Raw genomic sequence first — 25994 nt, forward strand, 5'->3', positions numbered from 1 at the left:
ACAGCCGCGGCCCCGGCCAGGCAGAACACCCGGCCGGGGCACGAAAACTGTGTGGTTGTGTGGGTTTACTGGTTGCTCAGGGGCTGGGCCTTGATGGCCTCATCCATCATGGCGTTGTAGTCGTCCGCCGTCATGGTGGACAGCACCTCGTTGATGGCGTCCTTGAGGGCGGTGTTGCCCTTCTTCAGGGAGATGCCGATGTTGATCTCTTCCTCGCTGACCTCAAAGTCGCCCTCGCCGCCGCCGAAGTCCAGCAGGGTGAAGTCGGGATAGGCCACCAGGGCAGCCTGGGCGGTGGGACGGTCGGTGACCACGATGTCGCAGGCGCCGCTGTTCAGGGCCACCAGCATGGAGGGAGCCGTCTCCTGAGCGGGCAGGATCTCTGCGCCGGGGATCTGGGGCAGGCAGATGTCGTACCAGATGGTGCCCAGCTGGCTGGTGCAGACGGCGTTGGCCAGGTCATCCACGCAGGTGGCGGAGGCGTATGCGCTGTCCTTCTTGGTCAGGGTGACGATGGATGCGTAGTAGTAGGGCTCGGTGAAGTCCACCTTCTGGGCGCGCTCGCTGGTGATGGACTGGCCGGCGATGACGCAGTCCACATCACCGCTCATGACGGCAGGGATCAGGCTGTCCCAGTCCAGCTTGACAATCTTGATGTCCTGGCCCAGGGCCTCAGCGATCTTCTTGGCCATCATGACGTCGTAGCCATAGGCGTAGTCGCTGGAATCGCGGATCTGAACGGCGCCGTTGGCGTCGTCGCTCTGGGTCCAGTTGTAGGGGGCGTAAGCGCACTCCATGGCCACCGTCAGAGTGGTGGGATCGCCGTCGCCGTCGGGCACGTCGGATGCGCCTGCGGAACTGCCGCAGCCTGCCAGGCCGGCTGCCATCAGCACAGCCAGGCAGAGAGCCAAAATCTTGTTCTTTTTCATGTGGTTGAATCTCCTTTTTCCCAAAAACCCTTCTTTGTGTCGGGCCGGGCAGAGCCTGTCCGGCCGGTGAGCCACCGCCGCAAAAAACCCGGCATCCACGCAGGATACCGGGGTTTGGGGTCAGCGTAAAAAGCTGCGTCCGGCGCATGCCGTCGCCGCGCCGATGCGGCTCACAGATGCTATTGTATTCAGATGTATGCCATTTGTCAAGTGGAAAGCATTATAAAATAGGAAAGCCTCTGCCAGCGATTGACAAACGCCCTGCAAGCGGGTAAACTAAGACTGTCTTTTTGTGAGGACGCTGTTTTTTGCAGTTTTATGATAGAGGAGAAATCGTCATGGAAAAGAAAGTACGCACCCGTTTTGCCCCTTCGCCCACCGGGTATATGCATGTGGGCAATCTGCGCACTGCTCTGTACGCCTACCTGACCGCCAAGCACACCGACGGCACCTTCATCCTGCGGATTGAGGACACCGACCAGGAGCGCTATGTGGACGGTGCCGTGGATGTGATTTACAATACCTGCCGTGAGGCGGGCCTGCTGTGGGACGAAGGCCCCGACGTGGGCGGCCCGGTGGGTCCCTATGTCCAGAGCGAGCGGATGGGCCTGTTCAAGCAGTATGCCGAACAGCTGGTGGCCGACGGCAAAGCTTATTACTGCTTCTGCACCAACGAGCGTCTGGACGCCCTCCACGCCGAGCAGCGGGCCCGGGGCGAGATGACCCATTACGACGGCTGCTGCCGCGACCTGCCCGCCGAGGAAGTGCGGGCCCGTCTGGCCGCCGGAGAGCCCTATGTCATCCGTCAGAAAATCCCCCGCACCGGCGTCACCGGTTTTGACGACCTGGTCTACGGCCACATCGAGGTGAACAATTGCGAGATGGACGACCAGATCCTCATCAAGAGCGACGGCATGCCCACCTACAACTTCGCCAACGTGGTGGACGACCACCTGATGGGTATTACCCACGTCATCCGCGGCAGCGAGTACCTGTCCTCCACCCCCAAGTATAACCTGCTGTACGAGGCCTTCGGCTGGGAGATTCCCGCCTACATCCACTGCCCGCCGGTGATGAAGGACGCCCAGAACAAGCTGTCCAAGCGCAACGGCGACGCCAGCTATCAGGACCTGATCGCCAAGGGCTGCCTGCCCCAGGCCATCCTGAACTATATCTGCCTGCTGGGCTGGAGCCCCAAGGGCGAGTACGCCGAGCAGGAGATCTTCACCCTGCCCGAGCTGGTCAAGATCTGGGACCCCGCCGGCATTTCCAAGTCTCCGGCCATCTTTGACCCCCTCAAGCTGCGGGCCATCAACGCCGAATATATCCGCCGCCTGAGCCCCGAGGAGTTCCGGGCCAAGGCCGACTCCTGGATTGACAGCGCGGTGCACTGCCCGGTGAACAAGGAGCTGCTGTGCGCCAACCTGCAGCCCCGGTGCGAGATGCTCAGCGACATCCCCGAGCAGGTGGACTTCTTCGACGCCCTGCCCGACTATGACCTGAGCCTGTACACCAACAAGAAGCAGAAGACCACCCCGGCCTCGGCTCTGGAAGCCCTGACCGCTCTGGAACTGCTGCTGTCGGACGAAGGCACCGACTACAACGACCGCGACGGCCTGTTTGACGCCTGCAAGGCCCTGGCCGAGCGGATGGAGAAGAAGAATGGCTGGTTGCTGTACCCCCTGGGCATCGCCCTGTCGGGCAAACAGCGGACCCCGGGCGGCGGCGTGGACCTGGCCTGCATGATGGGCCGGGAAAAGACGGTGGAGCGCCTGCGTCTGGCCATCCAGCGTCTGCAGGCGAAGGCGGACGAATAACCGCTCAAAGCCGGACAAGAGAAAAAATCCAAACCAAAAAGGTCCCTGCATGGCCCAAAACGGCGGTGCAGGGACCTTTTTATATTCTTTTGCCTGTTTGGGTCATTGTTGCCGGATGCGGCAAAAAGCGCGGCGCGGCCCTGTTAGAGTATATGCACAGAGCAGCTTTGGAATGCATGATTTTTACAGGGGGCGTTACATATGGAAAAGAGTTTTGTGGGTTTTGGTCCGGCCAGCACGCCGCTGCCGGTGCGGGAACAGGACGGGGCAGCGCTGGCGCGCCGCGGACAGATCGGGGCGGTGCTGCGGCAGCTCTATGGGCTGCTGGCGGGTCTGGCCGGGGGCTGGGCCATGCTGTATGGGCAGCTGAGCCCCTTTGCCCTGGGCCTGGTGCTGGGTTTGGGGGAGGACTGCTTTGCGGCCTGCGGGGCCGGGGCGGTGCTGGCTCTGCTGCTGCGGGGACAGGGGGTGCGGACGGTCTGCCTCATCTGTGCGGTGGGCGGCGCTGTGGTGGCCCGGTGGCTCTGGCCCCGGCGGTATCTGCCGGCGGCCGCGGCGGGATGTGTGCTGTTGCTGGGCAGCGCCTTCTGTTTCCGAATGTACATTGGCGGGGACGGGCTGCTGTTCTCGGGGGCGGAGGCGGTGCTGGCCGCCGGGATTGGCTTCATCCTGCGGCGGTGGCCCGCCGAAAAACCGGGTGCAGGCCGGCTGATGCTGGTGCTGTGCGGGGCAGCGGCCCTGGGCCCTCTCAGCCTGGGAACGGTGAATCTGGGCCTGGCTGCCGCCATGTTTTACACATTGGTGCTGGCCTGCCGTGGAAAAATCCAGCCCGCTCTCAGCAGCGCGGCGGTGGCGGCCGCCGGTCTGGTCTGCGCCGACAGCGCCCTGGCCTGCAGCGCGGTGGGCCTGTGCTGTGGTACCGCTCTGGGCCTGCTGGCCCAGGGGGACAAACTGGTCTGTATGGCCTTTTATGGGGGCGGGGCGCTGTTGGGCATTCTGGCGGTCCAGCCGCCCGGAATGGCCTTTGGATATCTGGCGGCCCTGGGAGCGGGGGCCGGGGCCTGTCTGGTCCTGCCCCGGCGGCTTCTGATGCGGGACCCCAGTCTGGCCCACGACCCCGCCGAGCGGGCCGAAGGGCCCCAGCTGTCGGCGGCAGCCACCCGGCTGAACGCGGCCGCCGAGAGCCTGTCCTCCCTGGCGGACACCGTCAACCGGGTCTATGAAGGATTGCCCCGCCGCCAGGAGGGCTGGCGGTGGGTGGTGGACAACACCCATGACGCCCTCTGCGCCAACTGCGGCCGGAAGGAGGCCTGCTGGAAGGAGGAATATACCGTCACCATGGAGGGCTTTGAGGCGCTGCGGCCCATCCTGGAAGAAAAACAACAGGTGGAGGCCCAGGATCTGCCGGGCCAGCTGGCCCGATGCGTCCACCCGGCGGCCCTGTCGGGGACGGTGACCCGATCCTTTGCCCTCTACAAGAGCCGGCAGGAGGCCCGGGTCCATGCCGAGGCCATGCGGACGGCCCTCACCGAACAATACAGCGCCGTGGCCCAGGCCCTCAGTGCCCTGGGGGATCAGATTGGCAGCCCGGGCAGCCCCGAGCCCTATAAATCGGGCCGGGTGGCGGCGTTTTTCTCCTCGCTGGGGATGCCGCCCCTGGAATGCGCCGTCACCCTGGACGATCTGGGCCGCACCCGGGCGGCGGTGACCCTGCCCCGGGCCCGGTTCAGTCAGGGAGAATTGTCCGCCCTGGCGGGGGAGGTGGGCAAACTCTGCCGCCGCAGCTTTGAGACACCCCAGAAACTGAGCTGCAAGGGGGTCACCACCCTTCTCTTTACCGAAAAGCCCCTGCTGCGGGCGGTGTTCGGCTGGGCGGGGGCCGCCGCCCAGGGGGACGTGTCGGGGGACGCCGTGCAGCAGTTTTGCAGCCCCACCGCGGCCCAGATGATCCTCTGCGACGGAATGGGTACCGGGCGCCCTGCCGCCGTGGACGGGAATCTGGCCGCCGACCTGACGGGACGGCTGCTGCGGGCGGGGTTCACCGCCGAGCTGGCGGCCCGGCTGGTGAATGTGGCCCTGGCCCTCAAGAGCGAGGAGGAGAGCGGGGCCACCCTGGATTTGCTGAGCGTGGACCTCTACACCGGCACCGCCCGGATCTTCAAGGCCGGCGCGGCCCCCGGCTTCATTGTCCATGAGGGCCAGGCCCGGACGGTAGGGGAGGCGGGCCTCCCGGTGGGGGTGCTGGGCGGCGTCAACGGCCAGAGCCGGATGGTGCGTCTGGCGGCCGGAGACGTGGCGGTGCTGGTGTCGGATGGATTACTGGTGGACGGCCCGGGCTGGGTGCTCAAACAGCTGGAACTGTCGGCGGCTGCAGGGGACAGCCCCGAGCAGATCGCCCAGACGCTGGTGGAGACCGCCCGGACCCGGGCCAGCCAGGACAGCCGAACCGACGACATCACCGCCGCCGTCCTGCGGCTGGAACGCTATTGAATCACGCATGGCCGCAAGGGAGGGCGGCGCCGGAAAACAAGAAAAGGGCCTGCCGCTTTGCCGCGGCAGGCCCTTGGTGCATTTTTTGTCAGTTTTCATCCTCGCCGCCGTAGATGCGGATATAGTGGGGAGCATTTTTGGCCTGGCAGAAGAGCAGCAGCGCCGTTGCTGCAACGGCAAGAGCAGTGAAGAAAACGAGCATTGCTTTGAGAACTTTCATGTCTGGACCTCCTTATGGTGGTAGGCGGGCGGCGGCAAAATCGGCCCGCCCTGCGTTCCTCACGGAGCGTGGTGTAAGATAGTTATAGTATAGCATACTCGGCGGCGGTTGGCAAACCCGGACCGCCGGAAGAATCAGGAAATCGCCGCTGGGTGAAAAAGAGAAAATTGACCAAAATTTATGCGGAATATCCATGCAGAATGCTGCGAACAGCGAAAAAATTTCTCTTTCATCAAATTTCTGACCAGTTGGGCGTTGACTTAAACCGGGGAAATGATACAATAAAAATATGTCAAGCAGCAGCCGTGGGACAACTGCGCCCTTTTGGGACAGGGCCCTGCGGCAATAAGCAGAATGGGGGATTGTATAGTTCATGTTGAACAAGCTGAAACGTGCGGCGCTTGGCGCGCATACGCCGCATGACAAAGCAACCGCTGCAAGCAAGCCTGTCCCGATGCCCCTGCCCGCGCAGGTGCGCATCCTGATGAGCCAGCATATCGGCGCCCCGGCGAAAGCCACGGTCAAGAAGGGCGATGCGGTCTGTGTTGGCACGCTGATCGGTGAGGCCGGCGGTTTTGTGTCGGCCAACATCCACTCCAGCGTTTCGGGCACGGTCAAAGCGGTGGAGCCCTACCGCCTGTCCAACGGCAAGCTGTGTGATTCGGTGGTCATCGAGACCGACGGCAAGCAGACGGTGGACCCGTCGGTCCAGCCGCCTGTCGTCACCGACAAGGCCAGCTTCCTGGCAGCCGTGCGGGCCAGCGGCCTGGTGGGCCTGGGCGGCGCCGGTTTCCCGACCGACGTCAAGCTCCAGCCCAAGAGCCCGGTGGATACCCTGCTGATTAACGCCTCGGAGTGCGAGGTCTGGCTGACCAGCGACACCCAGGAGATGCTCACCTGCCCGGACGACATCGTCCGCGGCATCCAGGCAGTGCTCCAGTACACTGGCATTCCGCGCTGCATCATCGGCATCGAGAAGAATAAGCCCGAGTGCATCGACCTGCTGTGCCAGAAGACCAAGGACATCGCCAACATCGACGTCAAGCCGCTGCCCAGTGTCTACGGCACCGGCGCAGAGCTGATCCTGATCGAGAAGTGCCTGGGCCGTGAAGTGCCCCACGGCGGCCTGCCCGCCGACGCCGGCGCCATCGTCATGAACGTGACCTCGGTCAGCATGCTGGGCAAGTACCTGGCCACCGGTATGCCGGTGGTGGAGCGGGTGGTCACCGTGGACGGCGACGCCTGCGCCCAGCCCCAGAACATGATTGTCCCGGTGGGCGCATCCTACCAGGATATTGTCAACGCAGCCGGCCTCAAGCCGGACGTCACCCTGGGCAAGGTGGTGGCAGGCGGCGCTATGATGGGCCCCGCCGTGGAGGATCTGAGCTATCCCACCACCAAGACCTGCTCGGGCCTGATCCTGCTGAGCAAGGCCGCCGCCACGCCGCCCGCTGCCGAGCCCTGCATCCGCTGCGGCCGCTGCATTGAGTACTGCCCCATGGGCCTGGCCCCGGTGGAAGTCAATGGAGCTTACGCCGCCCGCGACGTGGAGGAGCTGGGCAAGCTGCACGTGGACTACTGCTTCAACTGCGGCTCCTGCACCTTCGTGTGCCCGGCCAAGCGCCCCTGCACCCAGATGATGGGTCTGGCCAAGGCCTACTACCTCGATCAAATCAAAAAAGGAGGCAATAAGTAATCATGGACACCAAGCTTATTGTTTCGGCCTCCCCGCACGTCCGGTCGGATGAGACCACCCGGGGCCTGATGGCCAACGTCATCGTCGCCCTGTGCCCGGTGGTGGTCGCTTCGGCGGTCATCTTTGGCCTGCGGGCTCTGCTGGTCACCGCCTTCTCGGTGGTGGTCTGCGTGGCCCTGGAGTGGCTGTACTGCAAGCTGCTCAAAAAGCCCACCCCCGTCGGCGATCTGTCCGCCGTGGTTACCGGCATCATCCTGGCCATGAACGTCCCCGTCGGGATGCCTCTGGGCCAGATCGCGGTCGGCTGCGTGGCGGCCATCATCGTCACCAAGCAGCTGTTCGGCGGCATCGGCATGAACTTTGCCAACCCCGCCCTGGTGGGCCGCATCGTTCTGTTCGTCAGCTTTGCCTCCGAGATGAACGCCTGGGTCTTCCCCGACGCGGCGGTGGACCAGCTGGCCAGCGCAACCCCGCTGCAGGTGGCTGATCCCGGCCGTCTGAACCTGCTGGACCTGTTCATGGGCATCCATGGCGGCGTCCTGGGCGAGACCTGCGCCCTGGCCATCCTGCTGGGCTTTGTCTACCTGGTGGTCACCAAGACCATCAGCCCCTCCATCCCTCTGACCTATGTGGGCAGCGTCTTTGTCTTCTATATGATCGCCACCGGCAGCGTCCATGAGAGCCTGGTGGAGGTCCTGTCCGGCGGTCTGCTGTTCGGCGCCGTCTTTATGGCCACCGACTACGTCACCAGCCCCTTCACCCTGAAGGGCAAGCTGATCTACGGCGTCTGCCTGGGCATCGTCACCTTTGCCATCCGCTACTGGGGCAGCTACACCGAGGGCGTGTCCTTCGCACTGCTGTTCATGAACCTGTGGGTTCCCTTCATCAATGACGCAACCCGCCAGACCCCGTACGGCTATGTCAAGCCGGCCAAGAAGGCAGGAAAGGAGGGCGCTTCCAAATGACGAAATCTTCTAACTGGGAGAGCACCATCAAACCGATCCTGGTGCTGACCCTCAGCTCCTTGGTGGCCAGCCTCCTGCTGGCGCTGGTCAACTCGGTCACCGCGCCGGTCATCGAGGCAAACGAGAAGGCCGCCACCCTGGTGGCTTACGTCGAGGTGCTGCCCACCGTTTCCGACGCCACCGAGCTGGAAGAGATCACCGACTACACCACCGCCGGCATCACCGGCGCCGTCCGCGCCCCCGACGGCTCCATCGCCATGCAGGCGTCCGAGAGCGGCTACAACGGCGGCATGGTCAATGTCATCGTCGGCTTTGACACCACCGGCACCATGACCGGCATCCACGTGGACGCTTCGAGCCAGACCAGCGGCATCGGCACCAATGTGGCGCTGCCCGACTATCTGGCCCAGTTCGACGGGCTGACCGCCGGCGAGAACATCGCCAAGGGTCAGGGCTACGATGCCGTGACCGGCGCGACCTACTCCACCGACGCCCTCTTCGCAGCCATCAACGACTGCATCAACTGCTACAACGAGCTCGCATAAAGGAGGCTGAATCAATACAATGGCACAAGAAAAAGTCTCCAAGGTAAGCATCCTTACCAATGGTATCATCAAGGAGAACCCGGTCCTCCGCCTGGTGCTGGGCACCTGCTCCACCCTGGCGCTGACCACCTCGGTCTCGAACGCCTTCGGCATGGGCGCGGCGTTCACCTTCGTGCTGGTGCTGTCCAACGTGATCATCGCCATGCTGCGCAACATCATCCCCGCCAAGGTCCACCTGCCCTGCTACATCGTCATCATCGCCAGCTTCGTCACCATCGTCCAGATGGTGATGCAGGCTTTCACCCAGAGCCTGTACGACGCCATGGGCGTGTTCATCCCCCTGATCGTCGTCAACTGCATCATTCTGGGCCGCGCCGAGATGTTCGCCTGCAAGAACACCGTCGTTGACTCGGCCATCGACGGTATCGGCATGGGCATCGGCTACACCCTGACGCTGCTGCTCATGTCCACCATCCGCGAGATCCTGGGCAACGGCACCTGGCTGGGCTTCCAGGTCATGCCCGAAGGCTTTGTCACCATCGGCATCATGACCCAGGCTCCCGGCGCCTTCCTCTGCTTTGGCCTGCTGATGGGCCTGTGCATCTGGGTGGAGGGCAAGCTGGACGCCCGCATCGAGCGCAAGATCGGCTGCCAGCCCATGAAGGATCTGCAGGAAGGAGAGGATAACAAATGATCGTTAAACTTGCGGCTATCTTCTTCAGCATGATCCTGGTCAACAACTACGTGCTGGTGAAGTTCCTTGGCATCTGCCCGTTCCTGGGCGTGTCCAAAAAGCTGGACTCCTCGCTGGGTATGTCGGGCGCGGTCATCTTCGTCATGTTCATGGCGACGGCCGTCACCTTCCCCATCCAGATCTATGTCCTTGACCCGGCCGGGCTGGGTTATCTGCAAACCATCGTGTTCATTCTGGTCATCGCGGTGCTGGTGCAGTTCATCGAGATCTTCCTGAAAAAGTATATGGTCTCGCTGTACAACGCCCTGGGCGTCTACCTGCCCCTGATCACCACCAACTGCTGCGTGCTGGGCGTGGCCATCCTGGTCGTGGACGACTACGGCGCGGATGTGGCTGCCCTGGGCTTCGGCTGGGCCTACATCGAGTCGCTGGTCTGCGCCGTGGGCGCGGGCGTCGGCTTCATGCTGGCCATGTGTATGTTCAGCTGCGTGCGCAAGCGGGTGGAAGTCTGCGACGCGCCCGGCCCCATGAAGGGCCTGCCCATCACCCTGGTCGCCGCGGCGATCACCAGCCTGTCCTTCATGGGCTTCGGCGGCATCGTCGAGAACCTGTTTAACGTCACACTGTAAGGGAGGAGGAAACGGGATATGAGTATCGTATTGGCTGTTGTCCTCTGTACCGTCGTGGGTGCCCTGGGCGCCATCATTCTGGTGGCCGCATCCAAGTTTATGGCAGTGGAGGAAGATCCCCGCATTGAGCAGGTCACCGGCTGCCTGGCCGGCGCCAACTGCGGCGGCTGCGGCTACGCCGGCTGTGCCGACTACGCCAAGGCCATCGTTCTGAACGGCGAGCCCTGCGACAAGTGCGCTCCCGGCGGCCCCAAGGCTGCCGCCGAAATCGGCAAGATCATGGGCGCCCAGGTGTCTGCCGTGGCCAAGAAGGCCGTGGTCCAGTGCCAGGGCAACAAGGACAACTGCAAGCCCAGCTATGAGTACAAGGGTATTCAGAGCTGCGCCGCTGCCGCTGCCCTGTACGGCGGTCCCAAGGACTGCTCCTTTGCCTGCACCGGCCTGGGCGACTGCGTCAAGGCCTGTAAGTTCGACGCCATCCACATCGTCAACGGTGTGGCTGTGGTGGATCAGGACAAGTGCACCGGCTGCGGCGCCTGCGCTGCCGTCTGCCCCAAGCACGTCATCATGATCCAGACGGCCGGCCCCGAGAAGCCGGTGGTCATGTGCTCCAACTGCGACCGCGGCCCGGTGGCCATGAAAGCCTGCGCCACCGCCTGCATCGCCTGCGGCATGTGCCAGCGCAACTGCCCGTCGGACGCCATCCACGTCACCGACAACCTGGCCCGCATCGACTACGACAAATGCACCGGCTGCGGCACCTGTGTCGCCAAGTGCCCTAAGAAGATCATCACTTACCCGCTCAAGAAGAACGGCTAAGGCGGTCTCCGGGCTCGATACAAACAACAACACCCCCGCAGGACACCCGGCCATGCCGGCCCTTGCGGGGGCTTTTCAGTGAGGAAGAAACGGTATGGATGAACAACAGATCCTGGCCCGGCGGCGGAACGCGGGATTTACGGCCTTTTTCTTCAGCGGGATCTGCGCCATCTCCAGCGGCGTGGTGGTGAGCCTGCTGCAGGAGCAGTACGGCTTCGCCTACGGCATTACCGGCACCCTGCTGAGCCTGATGAACATTGGCAACCTGGTGGCGGGCTTTCTGTCGGGGATTCTGCCCGGGATGCTGGGCGGCATGAAGCGCAGCGTCCTGCTGCTGTCCCTTGGATACCTGGTGGGCTACAGCCTGATGGGCTTTACCGGGGCGGTGGCTCTGCTGGGCCTGGGCTTTTTCCTGGTGGGCGCCGCCAAGGGCCAGGTCATCAACACCTGCACCATCCTGGTGGGGGACAGCAGTCCTGACCGGACCCGGGGCATGAACCTGATGCACAGCTGCTATGCCTGCGGCGCGCTGCTGTGTCCCTTTGTGATTGCGGCGGCCGGCCGGGCCGGGGCCAAGGCTCCGCTGTTCCTGCTGGCCCTGCTGGGCGCAGCCCTGTGGCTGGCCTTTGCCCTCACCCCCATGGGCCAGGGCGGCAAAAAGGCCGGGGGAAAGATCGACTGGAGCTTTTTGCGCAGCCGCCGTTTCTGGCTGCTCACCGGCCTGATCTTCTGTCAGAACGCCACCGAAACCAGCGTCACCGGCTGGATGGTCACCTATTTCAAGGACAGCGGCATCATTGCGGGGATGCTCAGCACCTACACCGTCACCGTCATGTGGGGCGCCACCCTGATCGGGCGGCTGCTGATCGCCTTTGTCTTTCCCTTTAAGAATCCCCGCCGCGCCATGGTGGGGATGGGCGCAGGCTGCCTGGTGGCCTACATCGGCCTGATGCTGGCCCGCAGCCAGACCCCGGCCATTGTCCTGCTGTTCCTGTTCGCCTTCGCCATGGCGGGCATGAACCCCACCGCTGTGGCAGCTGCCGGCCGGATGACCTCGGTCACCAGCATCGCCATTCTGCTGCCGGCGGCCAGCCTGGGCGCCATCGTCATGCCCTGGATCATCGGCATGGTGGCTGAGGCGGTGAGCCTGACCGCAGGCATGGCCTCCAACATTGTGCCCTGCCTGGGTATGCTGGCCTTTGCGGTTCTGGTGGCCCGCCTGCCCGAGGAGGATGCAGTCTGAGCGCTCAGCCCTCTTCCTGGCCGCGGGGCCTGGCGCTGAACACACAGCCGCAGTAGCCCTGCCGGTACAGCCCGTACTCCGCCGACAGCTGGAGGGAACGGAGATAACCGTTTTTCTTCTTGAAATCCGAGGGCAGGTGAGGGACGCCGAACTCGGCGGCCAGCTCCTGGCCGATCTGGTTGATGCGGACGGCGTCCTTGTGGGGGCTGATGGACAGGGTGGTGGTAAACCAGTCGAAGCCGTGTTCGGCGGCGTACTGGGCGGCCCGGCGCATCCGCAGCCGGTAGCAGGCAGTGCACCGCTGGCCCCGCTCGGGCTCGTCTTCCAGGCCCCGGGCGGCGTCGTAGAACTCCTGGGGATCGTACCGGTCCTCCACCACCGTCACACCCAGGGGATGCGCCTGGGCCACAAACCGCTCCAGCTCCTCCTCCCGGCGGTGGTATTCCTCCGCCGGCCAGATGTTGGGGTTATAGTACAGAATCGTTATCTCAAAATACTGGGACAGCTGCTCCAATACCGCGCTGGAACAGGGCCCGCAGCAGGCGTGGAGCAGCAGCCGGGGCCGCCGGCCGTTGAGGCCGCGGAGCACGGCGTCCATTTCCCGGGAATAGTTGGGAACATTCGGCATAGTATCACCTCTCACAGCAGAGTATAGCACAAGCGCTGGTCCAGCGCAAAAGGAGAACACCATGACACAGGAAAAAATCGCCCGCATCAACGAGCTGGCCCGCAAGAGCAAAACCCCCGAGGGCCTGACCCCCGCCGAAAAGGCCGAACAGCAGACCCTCCGGCAGGAGTATCTGGAGGAGGTGCGCCGGTCCTTCCGGGATCAGCTGGACCACACCGTGATCCAGGAGCCGGACGGCACCCGTCATCGCCTGGCCCGTGGCCCCAAGCCCAAACAGCCCAAGAGCTGAACATTTTGGACGAAACAAAACCGTTTCCATCGGATTTGGGACTTGTTTGGACGGCAATACATGGTATAATAGAAATGTGCGGGCGGACGCCGGCACAGGCCGGGGGAGGAAACCCCGGACAGGCGGTCCGGATCCAGGGCAGCGTATCCCGGGCAAGGTGCACGGAAAAGGCTGTTCTTCAGTTCAGTAAAGAGGTCATCAATTATGCTTACTGCAATCACAGGGATCAACTGGGGCGACGAGGGCAAAGGCCGCATGGTCGACCTGCTGAGCCAGGACTACGACATCGTGGTCCGCTACCAGGGCGGCAACAACGCCGGCCACACCGTCAAAAATGAGCGGGGCAAGTTCGTCCTGAACCTGCTGCCCTCGGGCATTCTGCGGCCCAACATTGTCTGCGTCATGGGCAATGGCATGGTCATCGACCCGCATCATCTGGATGGTGAAATCGCCAGCCTGCGCGAGCAGGGGATTACCGTCTCCCCCGAGAACCTGAAGATTTCGGACCGCGCCACCATCACCATGCCCTACCACGTCCTGCAGGACGGCCTGGAGGAAGCCCGCCTGTCCAAGACCGGCGCACAGTTCGGCTCCACCAAGCGGGGTATCGCCTATGTGTACGGCGACAAATATATGAAGAAGACCCTGCGCATGGGGGATCTGCTCCATCTGGACGACTCGGTCCGCAAGCGCCTGACCACCATGGTGGAGTCCAAGAACCTGGTGATGGAGGGCAGCTACAACGCCGAGCCCATCAGCGTGGATGAGATGTGGGCCTGGCTGGAGAAGTACGCCGCCATCTTCAAGGACTACATCTGCGACGCCGGCGCTTACCTGGACGAGGCCGATCAGGCCGGCAAGAAGATCCTGTTTGAGGCTCAGCTGGGCGCTCTGCGGGATGTGGACTTCGGCATTTACCCCTACACCACCTCTTCCAACGTCATCGGCGCTTACGCCCCCATCGGCGCAGGCATCCCGGGCCGGAAGCTGGACCACTCGGTGGGTATCATGAAGGCCTATTCGTCCTGCGTGGGCGACGGACCCTTCACCGCCGAGCTGGCCATGACCGAGGAGGAAAAGCACTTCCTGCGGGAGGCTGGCCATGAGTATGGCGCAGCCACCGGCCGTCCCCGCCGCGTTGGCCCCATCGACCTGGTGGCCAGCCGGTACGGCGTGTCCTGCCAGGGCTGCGACGAAGTGGCTCTGACCCTGCTGGACGTGCTGGACTATATGGAGAAGGTGCCCGTGGTGACCGCCTATACTCTGGAAGACGGCACCACCACCCGGTTCCCCATGGGCAAGGCTCTGGATACCGCCAAGCCGGTGGTGGAGTACCTGCCCGGCTGGCACTGCGACATCACCGCCGCCCGCCGCTGGGAGGACCTGCCCGCTGAGGCACAGAACTATATCCTCTATCTGGAAAAGGCCGTGGGCTGCAAGATCACCTATATTTCGGTGGGCGCTGAGCGGGAGGCTTACATCCATCGTACCTGAGAAACGGGGAGAAAACCATGTTCGATATCATTACAGACAGCGCCTGCGACCTGACGCAGGAAATGATCCATCAGCTGGGGCTGACCGTGGTGCCGTTCTACGTGTCCATTGACGGCCAGACCTATCTGAAAGAGGGCCAGGAAATGGCGGTGCGGGATTTCTACCAGTTCATGGTGGACCGCCCCGACATTCTGCCCAAGACCAGCCTGCCCTCCCTGGAGGACTTTGAGCGGGTCTTTCGGGAGAAGGCCAAGGAGGGCCGCGATGTGCTCTGTCTGTGCTTCACCGGCAAGATGAGCGGCGGTGTGGGCAGCGCCCGCAACGCCCGTGAGCTGGTGCTGGAGGACTACCCCGATGCAGTCATCGAGGTGGTGGACACCGGCGCAGCCACCGTCAGCGAGGCGGCCACCGTGGAAAACGCAGCCGCCATGCGGGCTGCGGGCTGCACCCTGGCCGAGACCCTCACCTGGCTCAACGGCACCCGCCCCACCAACCAGATCTTCTTCACCGTGGGCAATCTGGACTACCTCATCAAGGGCGGACGAATCGGCAAGGTGACGGGCCGCGCGGCCAACCTGCTGAACGTCAAGCCCATGATCCACTTTGCCGACGGCGAGATCTTCTCGGGCGGCATGGCCCGCGGCCGGCAGAAGAGCATGGAAAAAGCCATCGAGCAGCTGCTGGGCTATCTGGCCGAGCGGAACGCCGACCCCGACGACTACCGCATCCTTGTGGGCTACGGTTATGACGCGGACGAAGGTCGCCGCTTCTGGATGCAGCTGCGGGCCGCCCTGCGTGCCAAGTACCCCGCCAGTGAGTGCGATGTGGAAATGCTGCAGATCGGCGCCACCATTGCCGTTCACACCGGCCCCCATGCCCTGGGGGTGGGCGTTATGCGCAAGTGGAAGAGCCCCATCCAGTGATCCCCTGAACCATAAGTAACATAAATCCCCCATTCTGCCCGTGAGGGCGGAATGGGGGATTTTTGCGTGCAGGGAAATAGGGGAGACTGAGGATGCTGCCAATCTCAGGACAACAAAAAACCCCGAATGCTTTCGCATTTGGGGTGTGGTGGACGGTACAGGACTCGAACCTGTGACCTCCTGCACGTCAAGCAGATGCTCTACCAGCTGAGCTAACCGTCCAACTCTTCTTTTGTGCCGTTTGTCGCGGCTTTGTTATGATAGCACATTTCAGAAGAAAAAGCAAGAGGAAAAAGACAAAAATAAAAAAATTGTGAGTCCTGCGCCCTTAATTGCCATTCCCGCGCCGCTGTGCTATACTATAACAGTATAACTTCCGGTCAAAATGCGCCGGAACGGGAAAGGCAGGCAGAAGGCAGAGGGTGAGAGTTTTGGGCATTGACCCCGGCTACGCGATTGTGGGCTGGGGCGTTGTGGAATATACAGGAAACCGGTTTGCACCGGTGGATTTCGGGGCCGTCACCACCGACGCAGGCCGCCCCTTTGAGGGCCGGCTGCGGGACGTGTACGAGGGCGTCTGCGATGTGATTCACCGTACCCAGCCGGAGGTGCTGGCCATCGAAAAACTGTTCTACCAGCACAACCAAACCACCGTCATCGGCGTGGCCGAGGCCCGCGGGGTGATTTTGCTGGCGGCGGCCCAGGCGGGCCTGCCGGTGTATGAATATACCCCCATGCAGGTCAAGCAGGCGGTCACCGGCTACGGCAAGGCGGTCAAAAAACAGGTGCAGGAGATGACCCGCATCCTGCTGCATCTGCCCGCCATCCCCAAGCCCGACGACACCGCCGACGCACTGGCCATGGCCATCGCCTTCTGCCATACCCATGCCAACCAGCTGAGCCGCCTGTCGGCCCGGCGAATCGGGCCCATCTGAGCCGCCCGGAAAGATCGTTTTGAGGATACACTATGATTTATTGCCTGAGCGGAAAAATCATCAAGAAAACGCTGGACAGCGTGGTCATTTCCTGCGGCGGGGTGGGCTATTGCGCCCAGTGCCCCTCCAATGTGGCGGCGGCCATGCCGGGAGCCGGGTCGGAGGCCACCCTCTATACCGTTCTGAACGTCACCGAAAATGACATCAGCCTCTATGGCTTTGCCACCGAGGAACAGCAGAACTGCTTCAAGCTGCTGACGGGCGTGTCGGGGGTGGGCCCCAAGGTGGGCCTGGCCATCCTGAGCGTCATGGAGCCGGACCGGGTGTACCTGGCGGTGTCGGCAGGGGACCACAAGGCCTTCAAGGCCGCCAACGGCGTGGGCCCCAAGCTGGCCCAGCGGATTGTGCTGGAACTGAAGGACAAGGTGGCCAAGGGCGCTGCCGGGTCGGCCACCATGGAAGACCTGTCCGGCGTGGCGTCCACCGCGTCGGGCCAGAGCGGCAGCCAGGCCATTGCGGCGCTGGTGTCCCTGGGCTACAGCCAGAGCGAGGCCGCCCTGGCCATTTCCAAGATTGATCCTGCGCTGCCGGTGGAGGAGATCATCCGCCTGGCGCTGCGGGGCATGGCAGGGGGGAGATAATCCATGCAGGACGAAGCACTTTATGGCGCAAAAATGATGCAGCCCGGCCTGACGGCGGCGGACAGCGAGGAAAACAACCTCCGCCCCCAGCATCTGGAGGACTACATCGGACAGGAAAAGGTCAAGCAGAACCTGAAAGTCTACCTGGAGGCCGCCCGCCGCCGGGGAGAGGCCATGGACCATGTGCTGCTCTACGGCCCGCCGGGCCTGGGCAAAACCACCCTGGCCGGCATCATTGCCAACGAGATGGGGGTGCAGATCCGCATCACCAGCGGCCCCGCCATCGAGAAGCCGGGGGACCTGGCGGCCCTGCTCACCAACCTGCAGGAGGGGGACGTCCTCTTTATTGATGAGATCCACCGGCTGTCCCGCCAGGTGGAGGAAGTGCTCTATCCGGCCCTGGAGGACTACGCCCTGGATATCATCATCGGCAAGGGCCCCAGCGCCCAGAGCATCCGGATCAACCTGCCCCATTTCACCCTGGTGGGCGCCACCACCCGGGCCGGCCAGCTGACCGGCCCCCTGCGGGACCGGTTCGGCGTCCTGCTCAAGCTGGAGCTGTACAGCCCCGACGAGCTGGCCAAGATCATCCGCCGCAGCGCCGGCATTCTGGACCAGCCCATCACCCCCGAGGGTGCCTATGAGCTGGCCAAGCGCAGCCGGGGCACCCCCCGCGTGGCCAACCGCTTCCTCAAGCGGGTGCGGGACTTTGCCACCGTGCTGGGGGACGGCGTCATCGACCAGGACGTCTGCCTGATGGCTCTGCGCCGGATGGATGTGGACGCCCTGGGCCTGGACGAACTGGACCGCAGCCTGCTGCGGGCCATCATCGAGATGTACGGCGGCGGGCCGGTGGGCCTGGAAACCCTGGCCGCCGCTCTGGGTGAGGAAGCTGTCACCCTGGAGGATTTGTGCGAGCCCTATCTGATGCAGATGGGCTTTCTGACCCGGACCCCCCGGGGCCGGTGCGTGACCCATCTGGCCTATGAGCATCTGGGCATGCGTCCCCCCGAGACCGACTGTGCCGAGGACGGCGGCCAGCAGAGCATGTTCTGAGGACCGCCGCATAAAAACGTCTATAGAGAGTGCCGCTCTGCGGCCTGCAAGAAGGGATCTGATGGTATGGGAAAGTATTTTGGAACCGACGGCGTGCGGGGCATTGCCGGCGTTGACCTGACCTGTGAGCTGGCGATGAAGCTGGGCCGCGGCGTGGCGGCGGTCCTGACCGACAGCACCGGCCGCAAGCCCCGCATTCTGATCGGCAAGGACACCCGCCAGTCGGGTGATATGCTGGAGGCCGCCCTCACCGCCGGCCTGTGCAGCGTGGGCGCCGACGTGGAGGCTCTGGGCGTTCTGCCCACCCCGGCGGTGGCCTACCTGGTCACCAAGTACAAGGCGGACGCCGGCGTGGTGATCTCGGCCTCCCACAACCCCATGGAATTCAACGGCATCAAGGTCTTTGCCTCCACCGGCTACAAGCTGCCCGACGAGGTGGAGGCCCAGATCGAGGCCCACATCGACAACGACTGCAAGGATATCCCTCTGGCCACTGGCGCCGGGGTGGGCCAGGTGTCCTTCCGGACCGACGGCCTGCGGGACTATGTGGACCACCTGTATGAGTCGGTGGAAGGGAACCTGACCGGCCTGAATGTCTGCATCGACTGCGCCAACGGCGCCGCCGCTGCGGTGGCCCAGAAGCTGTTCCCCCGTCTGGGCGCCAAGTGCACCTTCCTGGGCGTCACCCCCGACGGCAAGAACATCAACGACGGGGTGGGCAGCACCCATCTGGAAAAACTGGAAAAGGCCGTGGTGGACGGCGGCTATGACTGCGGCATCGCCTTTGACGGCGACGCCGACCGCTGCCTGGCCTGCGACGAAAAGGGCCAGGAGATCGACGGCGACAAGATCATCGCCCTGCTGTCCATGATGATGAAGGCCAAGGGCAAGCTGGACGCCGACACCGCCGTGGTGACGGTCATGTCCAACCTGGGCTTTGTGAAGTTCATGGAGCGCCAGGGCATCCGCACCGAAAAGACCGCCGTGGGCGACCGGTACGTGCTGGAGAATATGCGGGAGAACGGCTATGCCATCGGCGGCGAGCAGAGCGGCCATGTGATTTTGCTCCACCACGCCACCACCGGCGACGGCGAGCTGACCGCCGGCAAGCTGCTGACCCTGCTGGCCGAGAGCGGCAAGAAGATGAGCGAGCTCAACGGCATCTATGCCCAGTTCCCCCAGGTGCTCATCAACGTGGAAGCCAACGCCGCCCAGAAGGCCGCCTACAAGGAGGACGAGGTGCTGGCCGGCTTCATCGAGAACGAGCAGCAGAAGCTGATGGGGATGGGCCGGGTTCTGGTCCGCGTGTCGGGCACCGAGCCCAAAATCCGCGTCATGGTGGAGGGCGAAAACCTGGAGGAGATCCGGGCCTGCGCCGAGCGGATTGTGGAGCGGATCAACCGCCGCATTCTGAAAAAGTGACAACCTGTTTTTAAGACGTTTCTGAAAGAGGAAGACCATGAGAGCAGCCGACAGCTGGAAGGATTACGAATTATTGGACGCCACCGGGGGCAACCGGCTGGAGCGGTGGGGGGAAGCCCTTCTGGTCCGGCCTGACCCCCAGGTGGTCTGGAAAAGTGCGCCCCAGAGCCCCCTGTGGGCCCGGGCCGACGCCATCTATCACCGCTCCAACCAGGGCGGCGGCAGCTGGGAACACCGCCGCCCCCTGCCCGAGCGCTGGCAGATTCACTGCGGAGAGGGCCCCGGGCGGCTGACCCTGATTGTCAGCCCCACCGGCTTCAAGCACACCGGCGTGTTCCCGGAACAGGCGGTGAACTGGGCCTGGTATGACCAGAAAATCCGGGCCGCCGGCCGCCCCATCCGGGTGCTGAACCTGTTCGGCTACACCGGCGGCGCCACCCTGGCCTGCGCCGCGGCGGGGGCCTCGGTCTGCCATGTGGACGCATCCAAGGGCATGGTCCAGTGGGGCAAGGAGAACGCTGTGGCCAGCGGCCTGGCCGACCGGCCCATCCGGTGGCTGGTGGACGACTGCAGCAAGTTCGTGGCCCGGGAAAAGCGCCGCGGCAACACCTACGACGCCATCATCATGGACCCGCCCAGCTATGGCCGGGGCCCCGGCGGCGAGGTGTGGAAGCTGGAGGACTGCATCTATGACCTGATCTGCCAGTGCGCCGACGTGCTGAGCGACCATCCGCTGTTCTTTGCGGTCAACAGCTACACGGCGGGCCTGTCCCCGGCGGTGATGGAGTATATCCTCAAGACCACCCTGACGCCCCGGTTCGGGGGCGCCACCAGCTGCGACGAGATCGGCCTGCCGGTGAAGGAAACCGGCGGCGTGGTGCCCTGCGGCTCCACCGCGATCTGGGAGTCGCTGTGAACGAAAACCAACACACCAACCTGAGCATGGGGCGCAGCCCGGGGCCAAGGGCCGGACGGGCGTGCCACCAGAAAAGAGAAGGACAAATGAACGAAACAATTCTGCAGGCCAAGGACCTGCACTTCCGGTATGACCCGGAGGGAGCCAGCTACGCCCTGAACGGCGTTTCCGCCGCTGTGAAGCGGGGCGAGTTTGTGGCGGTGCTGGGGGCCAACGGCTGCGGCAAATCCACCCTGGCCAAGCACTTCAACGCCATTCTTCTGCCCGAGACCGGCACGGTCACGGTGGAGGGGATGGATACCGCCGACGATGACAAGCTGTACGACATCCGCCAGAAGGTGGGCATGGTGTTCCAGAACCCGGACAACCAGATTGTAGCCACCGTGGTGGAGGAGGACGTGGCCTTCGCCCTGGAAAACCTGGGTGTCCCCACCGAAGAAATGCGCCGCCGCATCGACGACGCCATGAAGATGACCGGCATCTATGAGATGCGCACCCGGGCTCCCCACAACCTGTCGGGCGGCCAGAAACAGCGGGTGGCCATTGCGGGCATCGTGGCCATGAGCCCCGACTGCATCGTGCTGGACGAGGCCACCGCCATGCTGGACCCCCGGGGCCGGGAACAGGTGATGCAGACCATCCACCGGCTGAACCGGGATATGGGGATCACCGTGGTGGCCATCACCCACTATATGGAGGAGGCCGCCCAGGCCGACCGGGTTATCGTCATGAGCCGCGGCCACATCGTGATGGAGGGCACCCCCAAAGAGGTGTTCAGCCGCACTGAGGAAGTCCGGGCCCTGCACCTGGACGTGCCCCAGGCCGCTGAGCTGCGGGACGAGCTGGTGAAGGCCGGCATCCCCATGCCGGAGGGCATCATCGACCCCGGCGAATGTGCACAGGCTCTCTACGAGCTGCTGAAGTGAGGGAGGGCAATATGGCAAGCATCATCAAGGTGGAACACCTTTCCTATATCTACAACAAAGGGATGCCCGGCGAGGTCACCGCGCTGGACGACGTCAGCTTCGAGGTGGAAGAAGGGGACTTCGTGGGCATCATCGGGGCCACCGGTTCGGGCAAAAGCACCCTGATCGGCCACATGAACGGCCTTAACCGCCCCACCAGCGGCAAGATCATCATCGATGGCCGCGACGTCTGGGAGGACCCCGCCAAAATCCGGGATTTCCGCTTCCTCACCGGCCTGGTGTTCCAGTATCCGGAGTACCAGCTGTTTGAGGAGACCTGCTATAAAGACATCGCCTTCGGCCCCAAAAACATGGGCCTGGACGACAAAGAAGTGGACCGCCGGGTGCAGGAGGCCGCCAAATTCGTAGGGCTGGACCAGGCCCTGCTCCAGCGCAGCCCCTTTGAGCTGTCGGGCGGCCAGAAGCGCCGGGTGGCGGTAGCGGGCGTCATGGCCATGGAGCCCCGCATCCTGGTGCTGGACGAGCCTGCCGCCGGCCTGGACCCCGAGGGACGGGATTCCATCCTCTCGGCCATCAAGGCCTACCACAAAAAGACCGGCACCACCGTTCTGCTGGTGTCCCACAGCATGGAAGATATTGCCCGCTACGCGGACAAGGTGCTGGTGATGGCCCAGAAGCATGTGGCCATGTACGACACGGTGGAGAATGTCTTTGCCCGGGCGCAGGAACTGCTGGCCCTGGGCCTGTCGGTGCCCCAGGTCACCAAGATTTTCCTGAAACTGCGGGAAATGGGGATTGACGTCCCGGCGGACGTCTACACCATTCCCTATGCGGTCAAGAAGATCGTGGAGGCCAAGGCCCGCCGCGACGCGGGGGAGAGCCTGACTCTGTCCCGCGCGCCCCATGCCGCCGAGAAAGGGGGCTGTGCTGAATGATTCGGGATATTACCATTGGCCAGCACTTCCCCGGCAACAGCCCGGTTCATCGCTTTGACCCTCGGCTGAAGCTGGTGCTGACCATCGTCTATATTGCGGTGCTGTTCGCCGCCTCCAACCCTCTGGGCCTGACTCTGTCGGTGGTCTTTCTGGCCGCCATGTATCTGGTGGCCCAGATCCCCCTCAAGATGATTGGCCGGAGCCTCAAGCCCATCCTGCCCATCATCCTGTTCACCGCGGTGCTGAACGTCTTTTTCGTCAGCGGCGAGGGGGACCCGCTGTTCCAGATGGGCTTTCTGACCATTTACGCCGAGGGCGTCCGCTATGCCATCGTCATGGGCGTCCGGGTGGCGGCCCTGATTGCGGGCACCAGCCTGCTGACCTACACCACCAGCCCCATCGTCCTCACCGATGCCATCGAGGCCCTGCTGCGGCCCCTGGCCAAACTGCACTTCCCGGTGCACGAGCTGGCCATGATGATGAGCATTGCCCTGCGGTTCATCCCCACCCTGATTGAGGAGACCGACAAGATCATGAACGCCCAGAAGGCCCGCGGCGCCATGCTGGACACAGGCAAGCTCACCGACCGGGTCAAGGCCCTGGTGCCGGTGCTGATTCCGCTGTTCATTTCGGCCTTCCGCCGGGCGGACGAGCTGGCCATGGCCATGGAGTGCCGGTGCTACCGGGGCGGCGAGGGCCGCACCCGTCTGAAGGTCCTGCGGTGCTGCCGCCAGGACTATCTGGACCTGGTGTTCTGCCTGGTCTGCTTTGGGGTGATTCTGGCCTCCCGGCTGGTGTTCCCCAACTATTGATGCAGCGTTACGGGGCCCCGGGCCTGCCCGGCGGCCCTGTTTTTGGACGGGGGAGCAAATCTCCCCCGTTTCGCCCCGCATTTGTGATAGTTTGAAAGGAGGCGCGGCCTGTGACCTGGCTGTTGACACTGGCCTTTGACGGCACCGAATACTGCGGCTTTCAGGTTCAGCCCAACGGGCAGAGCGTGGCGGCTGCCTTTCAGGACGGGCTGGAGGCGGTGATCGGCTTCCGCCCCGACATCAAGGGGTGCAGCCGCACCGACGCGGGGGTTCATGCGTTGGGCTTCGCCCTCAGCTTTGAGGCGGATGTGCGGATCCTGCCCGAAAAATTCCCCCTGGCCCTCAATACAAAGCTGCCCCGGGATATCCGGGTTTTGAAGGCCCGGCAGGTGCCGGACGGCTTCCACGCCCGGTACGCCGCCCACACCAAAACCTATCTCTACCGCATCCACAACAGTCCCATCGACTCCCCCTTTGAGGAGCGGTACTATTGCCGGATGCCCGGCCGCCTGGACGAGGGCAGGATGCAGCAGGCGGCGGCCCATTTCGTGGGCAAACACGATTTTCTGGCCCTGTGTGCGGCCCGCAGCTCGGCGGCGGCCCACGGGGACACTGTCCGCACCATCACCGATTGTCAGGTGGCCCGGCAGGGGGATGCCGTCAGCATCACGGTGACCGCCGACGGCTACCTGTACAATATGGTCCGGATTCTGGCCGGCACCCTCTGCGAGGTGGGGGCGGGCCGGATGGACCCCGACGCGGTGCCGGCCATTCTGGCCAGCCGCGACCGCAAAAACGCCGGGCCCACCCTGCCGGCCAAGGGATTGTTTTTGCACCATGTGGATTATGGCGTGCTGTAACTGAGTACAGCCGCAAGGAAAGGAAGCAGAGGGATGAGAAAGACCGGCCGGAGCGCCCGCAGAGAGGAGATGTCTGCGGGGCGGATCGAATACATCGAGGCGGCCCGCCAGCGCCTGCGGAACCGCCGTTTGCGGCGCACCGCCCTGCTGGTGATTCTGGTGGCGGCAGTGGTCATCTACCTCACCGGCGTGGTAAATACCTCGGTGATGGCGCTGGAGGACTTCGCCGACACGGTGCGGATTGCCCTGATGCCGGAGCGGGGGTTCCCCCAGCAGACCGGCACCGGAGCGGTGTATCAGGTGGAGGCCCTGGGAGGCAGCTTTGTGGTGCTGGGGGAGGACGGCTGCGCCGTCTACTCCAACAGCGGCGCCCGCCTCAACAACATCGGCACCGGCTATGCCCGGCCGGCCCTGGCGGCAGGGAAAAACAGCTTTGTGCTGTACAACCGCTCGGGCAGTGAGCTGCGGGTGGAGAGCCGCACCCGGGAACTGTACACCCGCCAGACCAGCGGGGGGATTTTCCTCTGCGCTCTCAGCAACGGGAGCGAGCTGGCGGTGGTCACCGACGACGTCCGCAAGCTGGCCCTGCTGACGGTCTACGACAACGCCCGGGATGAGATGCTGACCTGGAGCCTCACCACCACCGAGGGCATCCCCATGCGGATGGCCTTTTCACCCGACGGCACCCAGCTGGCGGTGGCCACCGTCACCGCCCAGGATGGACAGGTGGTGTCCAACCTGTATCTGCTGAACCTGCGGGTGGGTGAACCCCAGCTGCTGGCCGCCGAGGCGGGCAGCATGCCGCTGGAACTGGAGTGGCAGTCCAATGCCCGGCTGCTGGCAGTCTATGACAGCCACGCGGCCCTCTATGGCTCGGACGGCAGCGCCCAGGGCCGCCGGGACTTCGGCGGCGCAGCGGTGGCGGGTCTGTCCACCGCCAATGGCGGGTTGGCGGTGCTGTTCGGCAGCGGACAGTCCAGCAGCGTGGTGCTGATGGACAGCGGACTCAACATCCAGTATGAGGGCACCGTCCCCACCGCCCACGGCATCGCCCGGGGCACCGACGCCTTCTACCTGCTCTGCGACAGCTCGGTGGAATGCTTCGGGATGGACGGCACCTATCAGTGGAGCGTTCCGCTGTCGGCCCGGCCCCACGCCATGCTGGCAAACAGCAGCGGGCTGTATGTCTTTACCGACAACATGGTCCAGCGGATCACCCCGCCGGACACCTCCGGGGATGCGGCCTCGTCGGAGGCATCAGCTGCCCCTGCGGCATGAGGCGGCCGGGGTAAATGGGCTGCTTTGGGGAAACATTGGAGGAGGGTATGCCGGCTGGAGTGCCTTTTGGCACTCTGACACCTTGTCTGATAAAGAATTTCGTCTATGTTCATGAATCCGTCATTTCTTTTTGATATTATTTGTACGGCAGTCTGGTTGGGCCTTGCCATTCACTACGCCCGCAAAGGACTGTTGGCCGCCGTGGTTCAGATCGGCGGCAACCTGCTGAGCCTGATCGGGGCTCATCAGCTGGCATCCTGGGGATCGGGCGCCCTGTTCGACCGGTTCTTTGCCGGCAGTTTTCGGGAGCGGATCGCCGTCAGCCTGTCGGAGGGCGGCGCCGTGGACCTCAACCGGATCGCCCAGCAGTATGCGGGCTTTCTGCCCGAGAGCATCCGCCGCCAGGTGGTGGAGGCCTGCCAGCGGGCGCTGGACGGCCTTTTGACCGACAACGCCCTGGTGGTGGCGGACACCATCGTCCAGGATGTAATTCGTCCGCTGTTGACGCCGGTTTTCTCGCTGGTGTTGTTTTTTCTTTGCTTTGCCGCCCTGCGGATGCTCATCAGCCTCCTGGTCACGGTGCTGGGCCTGGTGAATCATCTGCCGGTGCTGGGCGCCGTCAACCGCACCCTGGGCATGGTGGTGGGAGCCCTGGCAGGCCTCGCCGATGTGTTCCTGGGAATGTGCGTGGTCTGGGCGCTGATGATTATTTCGGGGGGCAATCTGCCCCTCCTCAACGAGGCTGCCCTGGGCGGGAGCCTCTGGTACCAACTTTTCAACCAGATCAACCCGTTTGTATAGTTTACAGGAGGGGGAGGGTTTCACGATGGAA

The 25994-nt window shown here is 63.8% G+C and carries 26 protein-coding genes and 1 tRNA gene; 23 read left to right on the forward strand and 4 right to left on the reverse strand.

What is annotated here, in order from left to right:
* Window positions 1-65 precede the first annotated feature (65 nt).
* Complete coding sequence (locus B5F27_RS00115; RefSeq protein ID WP_087363719.1) at window positions 66-929, reverse strand: transporter substrate-binding domain-containing protein; 864 nt, start codon at window positions 927-929, stop codon at window positions 66-68.
* Window positions 930-1267: 338 nt separating this feature from the next.
* On the opposite strand from B5F27_RS00115, the gene gltX reads away from it, so the two are divergent.
* The gene (gene gltX, locus B5F27_RS00120) at window positions 1268-2746 is read left to right on the forward strand and encodes a glutamate--tRNA ligase (RefSeq protein ID WP_087246278.1); all 1479 of its coding nucleotides are present in this window, start codon (window positions 1268-1270) and stop codon (window positions 2744-2746) included.
* 201 nt (window positions 2747-2947) lie between these two features.
* The gene (locus B5F27_RS00125; RefSeq protein ID WP_087363722.1) at window positions 2948-5236 is read left to right on the forward strand and encodes a PP2C family protein-serine/threonine phosphatase; all 2289 of its coding nucleotides are present in this window, start codon (window positions 2948-2950) and stop codon (window positions 5234-5236) included.
* 88 nt (window positions 5237-5324) lie between these two features.
* Here the strand turns inward: B5F27_RS00125 and B5F27_RS17380 are convergent, their stop codons facing one another.
* Window positions 5325-5456, reverse strand: coding sequence for a hypothetical protein (locus B5F27_RS17380; RefSeq protein ID WP_255396766.1), 132 nt, complete (start codon window positions 5454-5456; stop codon window positions 5325-5327).
* A 373-nt stretch (window positions 5457-5829) separates the two neighbouring features.
* Here B5F27_RS17380 and B5F27_RS00130 point away from each other — a divergent pair, with 373 nt between their 5' ends.
* The 7 genes from B5F27_RS00130 (at window position 5830) to B5F27_RS00160 (ending at window position 12047) form a co-directional block, all read left to right on the forward strand.
* Window positions 5830-7152: an RnfABCDGE type electron transport complex subunit C gene (locus B5F27_RS00130; protein WP_087246280.1), complete on the forward strand. Its 1323-nt coding sequence runs from the start codon at window positions 5830-5832 to the stop codon at window positions 7150-7152.
* A 2-nt stretch (window positions 7153-7154) separates the two neighbouring features.
* A complete protein-coding gene (locus B5F27_RS00135; protein WP_087363725.1) occupies window positions 7155-8117 on the forward strand; it encodes an RnfABCDGE type electron transport complex subunit D in 963 nt (320 codons plus the stop codon).
* Window positions 8114-8662, forward strand: a complete 549-nt coding sequence (locus B5F27_RS00140) for an FMN-binding protein (protein ID WP_087363728.1) — start codon at window positions 8114-8116, stop codon at window positions 8660-8662. The genes B5F27_RS00135 and B5F27_RS00140 overlap by 4 nt, the downstream gene beginning before the upstream one ends.
* 19 nt (window positions 8663-8681) lie before the next feature.
* On the forward strand, window positions 8682-9356 hold the full coding sequence (locus B5F27_RS00145; protein WP_087246283.1) for an electron transport complex subunit E: 675 nt from the start codon (window positions 8682-8684) through the stop codon (window positions 9354-9356).
* Window positions 9353-9985 carry an Rnf-Nqr domain containing protein gene (locus B5F27_RS00150; protein ID WP_087246284.1) on the forward strand — a complete coding sequence of 211 codons (633 nt, stop codon included), beginning with the start codon at window positions 9353-9355 and terminating at the stop codon, window positions 9983-9985. Before B5F27_RS00145 ends, B5F27_RS00150 begins: the two co-directional genes overlap by 4 nt.
* Before the next feature lie 18 nt (window positions 9986-10003).
* Window positions 10004-10804: an RnfABCDGE type electron transport complex subunit B gene (locus B5F27_RS00155; protein ID WP_087363731.1), complete on the forward strand. Its 801-nt coding sequence runs from the start codon at window positions 10004-10006 to the stop codon at window positions 10802-10804.
* A gap of 94 nt (window positions 10805-10898) precedes the next feature.
* Entirely contained in the window at window positions 10899-12047 is a 1149-nt protein-coding gene (locus B5F27_RS00160) for an MFS transporter (RefSeq protein ID WP_087363734.1), read from the forward strand.
* 4 nt (window positions 12048-12051) lie between these two features.
* Here the strand turns inward: B5F27_RS00160 and B5F27_RS00165 are convergent, their stop codons facing one another.
* Window positions 12052-12675: an epoxyqueuosine reductase QueH gene (locus tag B5F27_RS00165; RefSeq protein WP_087363737.1), complete on the reverse strand. Its 624-nt coding sequence runs from the start codon at window positions 12673-12675 to the stop codon at window positions 12052-12054.
* A gap of 61 nt (window positions 12676-12736) precedes the next feature.
* Between B5F27_RS00165 and B5F27_RS00170 the strand changes: the two genes are divergently transcribed.
* The 3 genes from B5F27_RS00170 (at window position 12737) to B5F27_RS00180 (ending at window position 15381) form a co-directional block, all read left to right on the forward strand.
* Window positions 12737-12964 carry a DUF896 domain-containing protein gene (locus tag B5F27_RS00170; protein ID WP_087363740.1) on the forward strand — a complete coding sequence of 76 codons (228 nt, stop codon included), beginning with the start codon at window positions 12737-12739 and terminating at the stop codon, window positions 12962-12964.
* A gap of 204 nt (window positions 12965-13168) precedes the next feature.
* A complete protein-coding gene (locus B5F27_RS00175) occupies window positions 13169-14458 on the forward strand; it encodes an adenylosuccinate synthase (protein WP_087363743.1) in 1290 nt (429 codons plus the stop codon).
* Between the two features lie 17 nt (window positions 14459-14475).
* Entirely contained in the window at window positions 14476-15381 is a 906-nt protein-coding gene (locus tag B5F27_RS00180) for a DegV family protein (RefSeq protein WP_087246290.1), read from the forward strand.
* A gap of 146 nt (window positions 15382-15527) precedes the next feature.
* On the opposite strand, the gene B5F27_RS00185 is transcribed toward B5F27_RS00180, so the two are convergent.
* Window positions 15528-15603: transfer RNA gene (locus tag B5F27_RS00185), tRNA-Val, on the reverse strand.
* A gap of 200 nt (window positions 15604-15803) precedes the next feature.
* Between B5F27_RS00185 and ruvC the strand changes: the two genes are divergently transcribed.
* The 11 genes from ruvC to B5F27_RS00240 all read left to right on the forward strand — a co-directional run bounded on the left by ruvC (window position 15804) and on the right by B5F27_RS00240 (window position 25963).
* Entirely contained in the window at window positions 15804-16316 is a 513-nt protein-coding gene (gene ruvC / locus B5F27_RS00190) for a crossover junction endodeoxyribonuclease RuvC (protein WP_087363746.1), read from the forward strand.
* 32 nt (window positions 16317-16348) lie between these two features.
* Window positions 16349-16957 (forward strand): Holliday junction branch migration protein RuvA, encoded by a 609-nt coding sequence (gene ruvA, locus B5F27_RS00195; protein WP_087363750.1) that lies wholly within the window; start codon window positions 16349-16351, stop codon window positions 16955-16957.
* Between the two features lie 3 nt (window positions 16958-16960).
* Window positions 16961-18013, forward strand: a complete 1053-nt coding sequence (gene ruvB / locus B5F27_RS00200; RefSeq protein WP_087246294.1) for a Holliday junction branch migration DNA helicase RuvB — start codon at window positions 16961-16963, stop codon at window positions 18011-18013.
* Between the two features lie 66 nt (window positions 18014-18079).
* Window positions 18080-19435, forward strand: coding sequence for a phosphoglucosamine mutase (gene glmM / locus B5F27_RS00205; protein ID WP_087363753.1), 1356 nt, complete (start codon window positions 18080-18082; stop codon window positions 19433-19435).
* A gap of 37 nt (window positions 19436-19472) precedes the next feature.
* Window positions 19473-20351 carry a class I SAM-dependent methyltransferase gene (locus B5F27_RS00210; protein WP_087246296.1) on the forward strand — a complete coding sequence of 293 codons (879 nt, stop codon included), beginning with the start codon at window positions 19473-19475 and terminating at the stop codon, window positions 20349-20351.
* Window positions 20352-20437: 86 nt separating this feature from the next.
* Entirely contained in the window at window positions 20438-21277 is an 840-nt protein-coding gene (locus tag B5F27_RS00215) for an energy-coupling factor transporter ATPase (RefSeq protein WP_087246297.1), read from the forward strand.
* Window positions 21278-21288: 11 nt separating this feature from the next.
* Window positions 21289-22212 (forward strand): energy-coupling factor transporter ATPase, encoded by a 924-nt coding sequence (locus B5F27_RS00220; protein ID WP_087246298.1) that lies wholly within the window; start codon window positions 21289-21291, stop codon window positions 22210-22212.
* On the forward strand, window positions 22209-23024 hold the full coding sequence (locus B5F27_RS00225; RefSeq protein WP_087363757.1) for an energy-coupling factor transporter transmembrane component T: 816 nt from the start codon (window positions 22209-22211) through the stop codon (window positions 23022-23024). The genes B5F27_RS00220 and B5F27_RS00225 overlap by 4 nt, the downstream gene beginning before the upstream one ends.
* A gap of 110 nt (window positions 23025-23134) precedes the next feature.
* Window positions 23135-23884, forward strand: a complete 750-nt coding sequence (gene truA / locus B5F27_RS00230; RefSeq protein WP_087363760.1) for a tRNA pseudouridine(38-40) synthase TruA — start codon at window positions 23135-23137, stop codon at window positions 23882-23884.
* Between the two features lie 33 nt (window positions 23885-23917).
* Window positions 23918-25162: a DUF5711 family protein gene (locus B5F27_RS00235; protein WP_206422977.1), complete on the forward strand. Its 1245-nt coding sequence runs from the start codon at window positions 23918-23920 to the stop codon at window positions 25160-25162.
* 156 nt (window positions 25163-25318) lie between these two features.
* Window positions 25319-25963: a hypothetical protein gene (locus tag B5F27_RS00240; protein ID WP_242956752.1), complete on the forward strand. Its 645-nt coding sequence runs from the start codon at window positions 25319-25321 to the stop codon at window positions 25961-25963.
* Window positions 25964-25994 lie beyond the last annotated feature (31 nt).

The sequence above is a fragment of the Faecalibacterium sp. An192 genome (genome assembly GCF_002160175.1).
Classification (GTDB): Bacteria; Bacillota; Clostridia; order Oscillospirales; family Ruminococcaceae; genus Faecalibacterium.